The organism is Maridesulfovibrio sp., from assembly GCF_965230075.1.
Lineage (GTDB): Bacteria > Desulfobacterota > Desulfovibrionia > Desulfovibrionales > Desulfovibrionaceae > Maridesulfovibrio.
The window spans coordinates 4,097,270-4,109,031 of the sequence record NZ_OZ245945.1; the positions used below are offsets into that span (position 1 = coordinate 4,097,270).

Annotated in this window: 12 protein-coding genes; all 12 read left to right on the forward strand. The window is 50.0% G+C overall.

Annotated elements, in window-relative coordinates:
* Positions 1 to 156: 156 nt before the first annotated feature.
* The 12 genes from ACO05Z_RS18490 to ACO05Z_RS18545 all read left to right on the forward strand — a co-directional run bounded on the left by ACO05Z_RS18490 (position 157) and on the right by ACO05Z_RS18545 (position 11,711).
* Positions 157 to 504: a PAS domain S-box protein gene (locus ACO05Z_RS18490; protein ID WP_421903661.1), complete on the forward strand. Its 348-nt coding sequence runs from the start codon at positions 157 to 159 to the stop codon at positions 502 to 504.
* Between the two features lie 9 nt (positions 505 to 513).
* A complete protein-coding gene (locus ACO05Z_RS18495; protein ID WP_421903662.1) occupies positions 514 to 2,964 on the forward strand; it encodes a PAS domain S-box protein in 2,451 nt (816 codons plus the stop codon).
* A 172-nt stretch (positions 2,965 to 3,136) separates the two neighbouring features.
* Positions 3,137 to 4,282, forward strand: a complete 1,146-nt coding sequence (locus tag ACO05Z_RS18500; protein WP_421903663.1) for a SpoIIE family protein phosphatase — start codon at positions 3,137 to 3,139, stop codon at positions 4,280 to 4,282.
* Between the two features lie 2 nt (positions 4,283 to 4,284).
* On the forward strand, positions 4,285 to 5,256 hold the full coding sequence (locus ACO05Z_RS18505; RefSeq protein ID WP_421903664.1) for a metallophosphoesterase: 972 nt from the start codon (positions 4,285 to 4,287) through the stop codon (positions 5,254 to 5,256).
* Positions 5,253 to 5,675 (forward strand): ATP-binding protein, encoded by a 423-nt coding sequence (locus tag ACO05Z_RS18510; RefSeq protein ID WP_421903665.1) that lies wholly within the window; start codon positions 5,253 to 5,255, stop codon positions 5,673 to 5,675. Before ACO05Z_RS18505 ends, ACO05Z_RS18510 begins: the two co-directional genes overlap by 4 nt.
* The gene (locus ACO05Z_RS18515) at positions 5,676 to 6,026 is read left to right on the forward strand and encodes an EamA family transporter (RefSeq protein WP_421903666.1); all 351 of its coding nucleotides are present in this window, start codon (positions 5,676 to 5,678) and stop codon (positions 6,024 to 6,026) included.
* A 3-nt stretch (positions 6,027 to 6,029) separates the two neighbouring features.
* The gene (locus ACO05Z_RS18520) at positions 6,030 to 6,386 is read left to right on the forward strand and encodes a hypothetical protein (RefSeq protein ID WP_421903667.1); all 357 of its coding nucleotides are present in this window, start codon (positions 6,030 to 6,032) and stop codon (positions 6,384 to 6,386) included.
* A gap of 8 nt (positions 6,387 to 6,394) precedes the next feature.
* Positions 6,395 to 7,141 carry a dolichyl-phosphate beta-glucosyltransferase gene (locus tag ACO05Z_RS18525; RefSeq protein ID WP_421903668.1) on the forward strand — a complete coding sequence of 249 codons (747 nt, stop codon included), beginning with the start codon at positions 6,395 to 6,397 and terminating at the stop codon, positions 7,139 to 7,141.
* Positions 7,142 to 7,154: 13 nt separating this feature from the next.
* The gene (locus ACO05Z_RS18530; RefSeq protein WP_421903669.1) at positions 7,155 to 7,490 is read left to right on the forward strand and encodes an STAS domain-containing protein; all 336 of its coding nucleotides are present in this window, start codon (positions 7,155 to 7,157) and stop codon (positions 7,488 to 7,490) included.
* A 6-nt stretch (positions 7,491 to 7,496) separates the two neighbouring features.
* Positions 7,497 to 9,308, forward strand: a complete 1,812-nt coding sequence (locus ACO05Z_RS18535) for a glycosyltransferase family 2 protein (RefSeq protein ID WP_421903670.1) — start codon at positions 7,497 to 7,499, stop codon at positions 9,306 to 9,308.
* Positions 9,305 to 10,660 carry a DUF3131 domain-containing protein gene (locus tag ACO05Z_RS18540; RefSeq protein WP_421903671.1) on the forward strand — a complete coding sequence of 452 codons (1,356 nt, stop codon included), beginning with the start codon at positions 9,305 to 9,307 and terminating at the stop codon, positions 10,658 to 10,660. The genes ACO05Z_RS18535 and ACO05Z_RS18540 overlap by 4 nt, the downstream gene beginning before the upstream one ends.
* Before the next feature lie 28 nt (positions 10,661 to 10,688).
* Positions 10,689 to 11,711 carry a hypothetical protein gene (locus tag ACO05Z_RS18545; protein WP_421903672.1) on the forward strand — a complete coding sequence of 341 codons (1,023 nt, stop codon included), beginning with the start codon at positions 10,689 to 10,691 and terminating at the stop codon, positions 11,709 to 11,711.
* Positions 11,712 to 11,762 lie beyond the last annotated feature (51 nt).

An 11,762-nucleotide genomic window follows, 5' to 3' on the forward strand; every position in this document is an offset into this window, starting at 1 on the left:
AGCGCCCCGGATATTTACAACTGAATTTCCGGGGCGCTTTCCATTTAGCAGCTTCAACTCTTACCTGATTATAAACCAATTTCCTTGTCAGAATTCCCGCCCCTGTGGCATAGTTAGCGCAATTATAAACAAACTATCCCATAACCGGAGCTGAATATGACCTTCGAAGAACTGATCACCATTACAGATAAACCCGTTATTGCAGCAGATATCAATGGAATCATCACCATGATCAATACTGCCTTCAGCAAAGACTTCGGCTGGCAAGCGGAAGAGCTTGTGGGCAAGCCCTTAACGATCATAATTCCTTCTGCCTTACGTGACGCCCACCAGCTTGGATTCTCCGCCTACATTTCAACTGGCAAAGCCTCCCTTCTAGGCCAGCATCTGGACCTTGAAATTGAAAATAGCGACGGTTCACTATCCCTTGCCGACCATTATATCCTGAGCGGTGAGATTGACGGGAAAAAAAGTTTTGCCGCCAGCATTTCCCCGCGCAAATAAGGCATCCTGATGAAGGGAAGAGATCAACTCATTGCAGAATTGCGCTCAGTCATCGGCAGACTGGAAGCGGTACTGAGCTCCATTGACGAAGCCATCCTCTGGACCGACCACGAAGGCAAGGCCAAATGGTGCAATGACAGCTTTGCGCATTTGCTGGGCTTAAAGCGCATCTTCATCATGGGAAGAGAGGTCAGCAAGATATTCCCCCTCTGCCAGCGCGGACAGAAGCTTCCTCCTGAAGCACACCCGCTCTCGATTGCCCTGCGCAACCAGAATTCTCAGCAAGGCAACTACACCTTCGGACCACAGGACATTCCTTTTGTAGTCAAAGTTCAATATCTTGAAACAATTGATGGTCCGCCGACCACCATCATCATTGCCCGGGATTCATCGCAGGAAAAAGAACTAGCCGAATACCGCACCCAAGGGACCGCGCTGGCCGCAGCAGCCAATGCCATTGTCATTCTGGACAACATCGGCCGGGTCCACTGGATCAACAAGGCTTTCACTTCCATGACCGGATACAAGTTCGACGAAGTGTATGGCAAAACATTAAAAGTACTTAAGTCAGGCAAGCAATCATCAAAATTTTATAAAAATCTATGGAACACTATCCTTTCCGGAAAGACATGGACCGGAGAACTAATTAACCGCCGCAAGAATGGCGAAACATATTATGAAGAGCAACGCATCACCCCGGTTTTGGATTCACAAGGCAAAGTCAGCAATTTCATAGCCATCAAAAGTGACATAACTGAAAAAAAACTGGCCCAGAAATCTCTTGAGGACCGGGAAGCCAAATTATCCGCCCTCTTTAACGGAGTTATCGATGCCATTGTCACTGCCGATTCCAGTGGAAAGATATTATCCGTAAACCCGGCTGCGGAAAAAATATTCGGATACGCTCCCGGCGAACTCGACGGGAAGAATGTAAGAATCCTTGTCCCTCCTGAACTGAGACCGAACCACGACAGCTATATCAGACGATACCTGAAAACAGGCGTCCCGAAAGTTATCGGAATCGGAAGGGAGATTGAAGCGGTACAGAAAAACGGAACACGCTTCCCCATTGATCTTTCCATTAATGAAATTCGTACCCCGGACGCAGTTATGTTTACTGCTATTGTGCGCGATATATCCGAGCGCAAGGAGCAGGAAAGACGACTGCGCATGTTGAACGATCAGTTGGAACAACTTGTCGATGAACGTACAGCAGCCCTGACCCGCAAGACAGACGAACTAACCGTGGAAGTGGCTGAACGCAAAAAAGCCGAAACCGAAATCCGCCAGAACAGGGAATTGCTCCGCTCACTGTTGGACGGGATTTCCGCTGCTTTCCTGATCATTGACCTTGAAAGCAGGACTATTGCTGAAACTAATGAAGTAGCCGAAACCATGTTCGGCTTATCAAGAGGCAAAATTCTGGGCCGCAATTGCGATCGAACTTTCGCCAGTCAGGGTAAATATCTGGAAGAGATATGTCCCCGATCATACGAAACTGAATCCATAAGGGAGACTGTAATTCTCGGAAATGACGGGCACCCCCTTCCCGTTACGCGTCATGTGCTTCCTATTACCATAGGAGTCCGTCCGCATCTGGCAGTCATCCTCTTTGATATTTCCGAACGAAAGAATCTTGAACGCAAGCTCGAAATGGCCCGGAAACTTGAATCCATAGGCAGGCTGGCTTCAGGCATCGCCCATGAAATCAACACCCCGATCCAATACGTAGGCAACTCAGTCCATTTTCAAAAAGAAGCATTTGAGGATTTCCTGAAAATCCATCTGCTGGACAACCGCATTCTTAACGAATGCCGCAAAGCTGGGCTTTTCCCGAACCTGCTCAAAGAGCGGGACCGCATAGCTGAAGATGAAGATCTGGATTTTCTCGTCACTGAAATCCCCGAATCATGCGACCGCGCACAGGACGGAGTCAGCCGGGTAGCAGGAATCGTGCAGGCAATGAAGGACTTTTCACATCCCGGACAGCAAAAGAAACAACCCGTTGACATCAACAATCTGGTTACGACTACGGCCACTGTTTCGCGCAATGAATGGAAGTATTACGCTAAAATGGATATGCAGCTGGGAGATATTCCGCTGATCAAATGCTTCCAAGGCAACATAAATCAAGTCCTCTTGAATATGATCGTCAATGCAGCCCATGCCATCAGGGACAAATATAAAGGGACAGGACAAAACGGAGAAATAATCATTTCCACATATCAGAGCAACGAAGAGGTTTGCATCAGCATCAGCGACGATGGGGCTGGAATTCCTGACCAAATCCGGGATAAAATATTCGAACCGTTCTTTACAACCAAGAAGGTTGGAGAAGGCAGCGGACAGGGACTAGCTATCGCCCATGACATTATCGTTACCAAGCACGGCGGTACAATCGACCTTGATTCAATACCGGACGTGGGCACAACTTTCACCATTCGCCTGCCCATCAGCTGATTACGCAATACCCTGTATTATAAAGTTTTCAATCTAAAAACACTTCCCTTTAAATATTTCTCAATATCGCTTTAGACCTAAAAAACTATTTATTTAATAGACCTTTTGTCTGGATTTATATTAATATCATACTAAAGCTTAACTCTATACTGGTTCGCTGAGGTTTGCACTGATGAAGCCCAGAATTCTCTTTGTGGACGACGACCCGAATATACTTACTTCCTTTCGTAGTCTGCTGCGCAAAGAATTTAAAATTGATACTGCCGACCATCCGGAAAAAGGATTGGCACTTTTCAAAGAGAACGGTCCCTATCCCGTTGTTGTATCCGACTTAAAAATGCCGGATATGAACGGGCTGGAATTTCTTGCGGAAATTGAAAAGCTTGATGAAGACGCCATCGGCATAATCCTGACCGGACACGCAGACATCAAAGCAGCCCTCACAGCTCTAAATCAAGGACATGTCTTCCGTTTTCTGACTAAACCGGCGGAACGCGACACCATCACCAATGTCATCAATGCCGGATTGGAACAGCACAAGCTGATCACCGGTAACAAAGAAAAGGCCCGGATCATCAAAGAGGATCTGGCGGCAGCAGCCTATATTCAGAAGAGCTTCCTGCCGCAGGAAACCTGCACCCTTGGAAATGTCTGTCTGAGTTGGATGTTCAAACCCAGCGGGGATGTCGGCGGCGATATGTTCAATCTGGTTCCCCTTGATGATGACAAAACCGCATTTTACCTGCTGGATATCAGCGGACACGGGGTTTCCGCTGCACTGGCTGCAGTTTCGGTCTCCCGGCTGCTCTCACGCTCCGATCATTTCACAGCACTGCAGAACAAGGTAATCCCCCCCTCAGAACTGCTCAAGCAGCTTGATGCAGACTTTCCCATTGAACGGATGAATAAACATTTTACCATGTTTTACAGCGTGATCAGTAAGTCTGAAAGAACTCTAACCTACAGCAGTGCCGGACACCTGCCCCCCCTCCTGCTGCGCAAAAACGGGGATATTGAGCATCTTGAAAAAGGGGGAAGCGTTATCGGCTTAAATGTGGGTATCCCTTTTGAACAGGATACTGTCTCTTTCCATCCCGGCGACCGCTTAATCAGCTACACAGACGGCCTTTCTGAGTACGAATCCCCAACAGGCGAACAATTCGGGGCACCGCGCCTTGAATCCTGCGTACTAAACCATTCCTCAGAAGGTTCGGTTCGCCTGTTGGACTGCGTTTACGATGAAATGCTGGCCTTTGGTGAAAATCAACCTTTGCAGGACGATGTAACCCTTTGCTGCCTAGAGTTCACGGGGGCGTAAACATGAGCAGCAATCCACTGCCATACAATTTATACTCCGCCCTTGCCCGGCGTATGGGAGAAAAAGCAATCTCACAGCGCTTGAGAATGCAGGTCGAGCACGCTGCTTCATGGTTCGGCAAAGGGTTCGGGCACATCCATCTGGAAAATCTGGATAGTTTCGTTAATTTCGTGGATACGGTCCTGCGGATCACTGGTATGCGTGACAAGGGAAGAAGCAATAGCCTTGATTTTAAAATCGAAAAGAACACGGTTTCCATCCCCGGACTTCCTGAACAGCTTGATGGATTCAAAATTCTGCACCTGACCGATATCCACATCGACGGTTTCATTGACAGAGGGGAAGCTCTATTAGCATCAGTCGCTCCCCTGCTTTGCGATATCTGCGTACTTACCGGGGACTACCGTTTACTGACCCACCACAGCCACAAAGCCTCTGCGACAGGCATGTCCCGGCTGGCAACCCAGATAAAAACACGCCACGGCATATACGGCATCCTTGGCAACCACGACTTCATTGAGCAGGTTCCGGACCTTGAAGAAAGCGGGGTACGTATGCTGCTCAACGAGGGCCAGTCCATCAAGCACAATGGTGCCGAAATTTTCATTGCCGGTGTGGATGATCCCCACTTTTACGGAACACATGACCTTGACCGGGCCTTCAGATCACGGCCGCGAGGAATACCAACGGTTCTGCTCAGCCATTCCCCGGAGTTATATGCGGAAGCCTCCGCCCGCTCAGTGGAACTCTACCTTTGCGGCCATACCCACGGCGGGCAGATCTGCCTGCCCGGAGGAATCCCGGTCATTACCCACGCAGCCTGTCCACGCTCCATGACCACCGGCAGCTGGAACCATGGAAATATGTCCGGCTATACTTCACGCGGAGCCGGATGCTCCGGTGTGCAGGCCCGCTTCAATTGCCCGCCGGAAATTACAATTCATACCTTACGTAGTACAGGAGGCGGATCATGAACCACCCTCTTTTCATGAGCCGCAGATTCAGCGCGGACCTGAAAAACATGTCCATCAGTGCGGAAATGGTCCGCCAATGCAGGGCTATCCTGCCCATAGACGAAAAAACAGGACAGGACATTGATCTTGCTGTTTCCGAAGCAGTCTCCAACGCAATCCGGCACAGCCATTCCCTCGGGGAATCAAGTATTGCCCTGCGCTTAATCTCAGATGGTAAAAAGCTGATTATCGAAGTGGAAGATTCCGGTCCCGGGTTTGAGTTTGAACTGATCCAGACCCCTGATCTGGATACCCCACAGGAAGGCGGATACGGACTTTTCCTTATAAAACAGGTCATGGATTCGGTCAGCTACGAACGCAGGCAGGGCAACAATGTCCTGAGCATGGAAAAACAGCTTACGGCTGAAGGGGGCGCATAAATGGAATACCTGCTCGTTGTTCTATCCGTAACCATGACCACACTGGGCCAGATATTCCAGAAACTCGGCGCGGTCCGCATCAAGGAAGAAATGTCTGCGGGAAAATCTATCGTTGCCGCAGCTGCGAACATACACATTATCATGGGCATCGGAGCCCTTGGAGCAGGAGCCTTTCTCTGGCTCATGGTCCTTTCGCGTATGGAACTCAGCCTTGCTTATCCCATGATGAGTCTGGGCTACGTACTGGTAACCATTGCATCAAAATATTTCTTTAAAGAAGAGATTCCCATGCACCGCTATATCGGCATTGCAACCATCATACTGGGCATAGTCCTGATCTCAAGGAGCTAGACAATGAAATCGTACCTGCTTGTTGCCTGCTCAGTGATCCTCGGTGTCTTGGGACAACTTTTTATGAAAAAAGGCATGGTCGTGCTCGGGCCCTTGGGTGAACCGTCCATCATGACCGCTTTTACCATTATCTTTCAGCCGTGGGTATTCGGCGGTCTGGTTTCCTATGGCTTGGCCATGATAATCTGGGTGGCGGTCTTAAGCCGTCTGGACCTCAGCTATGCCTATCCGTTGCTCAGCTCGGGATACGTGCTGGTAGCCATAGGTTCATGGTGGATGTTCGGGGATTCCATTTCCGCAACACGCTGGACCGGAATCTTAGTAATATCGGCAGGAGTTGTGCTCACAGCCAAAAAATGAGGTATCTCATGAGCGATAAAAACTTTGAATTTTACCTTTCGGTAGTCATACCGGCCTACAATGAACAGGAGCGCATTGCCGACACCCTGTACATAGTAAAGGAGTTCCTCGATGCACAGCCCTACAAAAGCGAGATTATTATCGTGGATGACGGCAGCCGGGACTGGACAACCGAAGTGGTTAAGACTGTAGATATCTACAATCAGGAAATGAAGGATCAGAACGTCAGCGCCATCATGGAAAACGTAAAAAACGTGGGCAAGGGTTTTTCCGTGGCCCGGGGAATGCTCCGCGCCAAAGGTAAATTCGTGCTCTTTTCCGATGCCGACCTTTCCACACCCATCGAGGAAATCAACAAGCTTTTGCCCGTCCTTGAGCAGGGCTGCGATATCGCCATCGGTTCCCGGCGCATGGCTGAATCGGAAGTGGAAAAAAAGCCATTTTACCGCGACCTGATGAGTTTTGTCTTCAACTCGGTTGTCGGTCTGTTTGCCGTTCGCGGCATCAAGGACACTCAGTGCGGATTCAAGGCCTTCCGCAATGAGGTAGCCCACAAGATCGCTGATAAACAGAGACTCTACGGGTTCAGCTTTGATGTGGAGCAGCTTTTTCTAGCCCGCAAACTGGGCTATTGCATCGAAGAAGTACCTGTAAAATGGGAACATGCCGAAGGATCAAAGGTTGACCCGCTGCGTGATTCCATCCGCATGTTCATGGATGTGATGCGTATTCGGATGCTGCATAGGAATTTATAAAGGAGGAAAATACATGCTGAAAGTTGACATTAAAAACGTGAATGACATTTGCGTCATCAAGCCCGGAACCCACCGCCTTGATGCCAGCACAGCTGTGGATTTCAAGAACACCATGCTCAAGCTCATTGAGGAAGGAAATCTGCGGCTGTTGATCAATCTGGAAAATGTAGACTTCATCGACAGCTCCGGACTTGGAGCAATCATTTCCGCCATGCGCCAAGTGGGCGTAAAAGGCGACATCAAGCTCTGTGACGTAGCTGAACAGGTGGAAGAACTGCTTCGCCTGACCAGACTGAACAAGGTGCTGCATAGCTTTCCCTGCGAAAAAGATGCTCTGGAAGGGTATTGATCGACCATGAAAGACTTCTACTTCTCGGAATATGAACACAGGAAACCGTACAGCCCGGTGCCGTTTTCGGCGGGGCGGCAGTTCCTTTACCAATATCTGGCGACCATCAATCTGGCTATGGGCGTCTGGTATTTTCACTGGCGCTGGTTCTATTCCCTGAACACTGAAGCCCTCTGGTTTTCTATACCGCTGGCATTGGCTGAAACACTGGCTTTTCTGAGTACAACCCTGTTCATCGTGAACCTCTGGGCGCACAAGGATGAACCGCTAAAACCTGCCCCGGCCATGATCAGTGAGATTATGGCTGAAAAGGAACGCCCTCCCGAAGACCGCCCCATCAGCATCGACATTTTCCTACCCACATACACGGAAGATCCGGAGCTGGTACGCTATTCCATCCGCGATTCCAAGGCAGTGAGCTATCCGCACCCGGCAGATATCAAAATCCATGTCCTTGATGACGGCAAACGGGAAGAGATGCGTGTGGTGGCTAAGGAAGAGGGGGTCAACTACATCACCCGTGCAGACAACCGTGGTTTCAAAGCCGGGAACCTGCGCAATGCCATGGAACTGACCCACGGAGACATCATTGTAATTCTTGATGCCGACACCCGCCCATTCCCGCAATTCCTTGAGCAGACCATGGGTTACTTCCGCGACCCGGACGTAGCATGGGTCCAGACTCCGCAATGGTTCTACGACATTCCGGAAGGAGAAGGGTTCGAAGCCTTGCTTAAACGCAAGCTTGGCTCACGGGCCGCTAAAATCGGCGCATTCATTGAACGGATCATCGGTCCGATAAATGTCGGGAAGGATATTTTCGGAAGCGATCCCAGGATGTTCTATGACTGCATCCTGCGGCGGCGCATGAATTACAATGCTTCATTCTGCTGCGGCGCTGGGTCCCTGCATAGGCGTGAGGCTGTCTTGCGGGCAGCCTTGCTGCGTTACATGGATGAAGTGGAAAACCATGCCCATGAGGCCAGCAAGGATATGGATGATCCGGAACTTGCCGAAGCTATCCGGTTAGGTGCGGCACGCGGTTTCATGAGCGATACCGAGGTTACACCATACAAATACCATGTCTCCGAGGACATCTATACCTCCATGCTCCTGCATGCGGACCGCAGCCGGGAATGGAAATCCGTCCACCATGCGGAAGTACTCTCCAAAATGCTCTCCCCGCAGGACCTTGAAGCCTACCTGACTCAAAATTTCAAATATGCCGGAGGTACGCTGGACCTCTTGCGCCGGGACAATCCATTGACCCTGCCCGGCCTGAATACAGGCCAGCGGATGATGTATTTCGCCTCCACCTTTTCATATTTCGCGGCCTTCTGGATGATCATTTTCCTGATCACCCCGCCCATATTTTATTTTACCGGACTGGTTCCGGTGAAGGGCTTCGACCTTGATTTCTTCATCCACATTCTCACGTTCCAGATAATCAGCCAGATCACATTCATGCTCGGGACATGGGGAGTGAATACCTTGCGTAACGTGCAGTATTACGTGGCCTTCTTCCCCCTGAATATCAAAGCTATCTGGACCGTGCTCAAAGGGAATACCATCAAATTCAAGGTCACTCCTAAAACAGGATCAAGCGAAGCAAGGCTTGATCTGGTCAAGCCGCAACTCTTTGTCATTGCACTGAATGTTGCCGGGATCATCTGGTATCTGGGCCGGATGGCATTGGGTTATGAATATGACCTGATGGGTTTCATCATCGCCACATTCTGGTCAATGCTGAACATGTCCTCGCTGATGGTCATAGTTCGCGCCGCCACATGGAAAACTGATGAGAGTAGACTGTTATGAGTTTAAAACAACAAATTATGGAAATGCGCAGTCAAATTGCGGTAATTCTGGGCTTGATAACCACCGGGTTCATCATTTTTTTCCTGACGGACTTAAGTCACCTTCAGGAAAAACGTACCCTTGCAGGGACGGACGTAAACGGCCGGGCCGTGCTCGCCGTGGAATTCACTGAAGGAATTCCGAGTCCGCCCCTGCGTAATCTTTCCCCTGAAGAGATGTCCATGGCCCGCACAGCGTGGAAATACTTTGAAACCAACTACAACGCAGACACCGGGCTGGCCGACTCTGTGGCCGGATTCCATTTTACCACTCTCTGGGATACCGCCTCCTACCTGCTGGGCCTGATTTCTGTTCACCGTCTGGAAATCATTGATGACAGCGAATTCCACACCCGCATGGAAAAAGCTTTGGATGCGCTGGAACGCATCCCGCTCTACAACGGGGAACTGCCTAACAAGGCCTACGACACCAAGTCACTTTCCATGACTGACTACCAAAACAAACCGTCCGAAACAGGAACCGGATGGAGTGCCATTGATATCGGACGCCTTTTCGTTCCCTTGAATGTCATTTTGTATGAGTACAGCGAATACACCCCAAGGGTCCGCAAGATCATTTCCCGCTGGGATTACACCCGCATGTTCAAAGACGGTGTACTTTACGGGGTAACCTACAAAAACGGAGCCGAAGAGCTTAACCAGGAAGGACGTCTGGGTTACGAGGAATATGTATCCAAATCCTTTGCCCTGCTCGGTTTTGATATCAGCGATGCCTACAACTACCTCGACCATACCGGACTGGTGGAAATTGAGGGAGTGGAAGTCCCGGTAGATGTTCGGGCCTCGGCAATCTTCGGGGCTCACACCTACGCTCTCAGCGAGCCGTACATTCTGGACGGAATTGAATTCGGATTCGACTACTACTCGCGGGAATTCGCATACCGTATCTACCTCGCGCAAGAAAAACGCTACGAAAATGAAGGAATCCTTACCGCTGTAACCGAAACCGCTCTCAATGAAGACCCGTACTTTGTTTACAACACGGTTTACGGTGAAGGTAAAAAATGGGCCTGCATCACCTCAGAGGGCATGCAATCCCCGGATTGGCGAACCCTTTCCACTAAAGGCGCACTGGGCTGGCATTGTTTGTATGAGACTGAATACACGGCAAAACTGGTGGATAAAATTTCAACTTTAACCACTGAGGAAAACGGCTTTTACGCCGGTTTTTATGAAGACGACGGACGGGTGAACGCAGTTAATACCTGCAACACCAACGGAATCATTCTGGAAACACTTTACTACAAAAAATTCGGCCCCTTCCTGCGCATTCAGGGCAAGGGAGGGCTTTAGGCAAAAAATGATGTTCAGGTCTTTGTGTATGGGGTTATTCTTGGTGCTTTTTATGGGCACCCCCTGCCACGCCTATGACCTTTACATGGAAAACATCCCTGATCCCGGCCTGAAAAAGCTGTATGGCAGCGAGGAAAAAGGCTGGAGTTTCTGGGACATGATGGAACGCTCTTTTAAAATCGATACGGAAAAATTCAATGGCGAAAGCAGCTTCGGCGAAGTGCTGGCAAGGGAGATGTCAATTAACGTTGGTTACACCACTGCGGTACGCAGCATCGAGCAAGCCAACAAGGACGGCAATTCCCCCAAGGAGATAGTCAAACAGTCCTTTACCCAGACCATCGGGTTTAACGGACTCTCCCCCTATTACGGCAGGGTGACCTTCTACCAGTACGCAGACCCCAATTACCAGCAGGGGTATGAGCCGGATTTCAGCTACAGCTTCGGGGTCGCCAACTACGCCCCGGACACCTTGTCCATTGAATATTCCAACTACGGCGGGAACAGGCTTTCGCCTAAGTCCGGGGAAGAGTTCACAGACCTGAACGCGGGGACCATCACCACGACTTACAGGTTCGAAGTGCCTGAAAAGATAGTCCGGGTACTGCATCCCGATGAAGATGCTCGCATACTGGGCTGGACCTCCTACAACCTGACCCCGGAATATCAGGAAGGACGCTGGTGGAAGCAATGGTTCGGTCTGGGATTTTCCGTACCTATCTGGGGAAATATCAGTGCATGGGCGCAGGGCAACCTTTACCCGGACTCGTCCCAGACAACAACCGGGGACCCTGATTTCACCTATGGGTTCGGGTATTACGACTGGTCTCCGGGTGGATTCATTCTGGCCTACTCAAGCTATGCACCCAACGGTTTTCCATGGGGCAATAGCGGCAAGGACGGCGATTTTTTCGATGGTTCGGTCTTCTTCGGCTACAACCTCGACTTGCAGGCCATCTGGGATTTCCTGACCGGACGAGACAACGGACGCAAGCGGGATAAACCAAGTAAAACACGGCCCCCGTGGGGACCACGATATATGGAATGGTGAATTGCGGATGAGAAATGCAGTTTTCATAAGACTATTTCAAACCAGCTTATT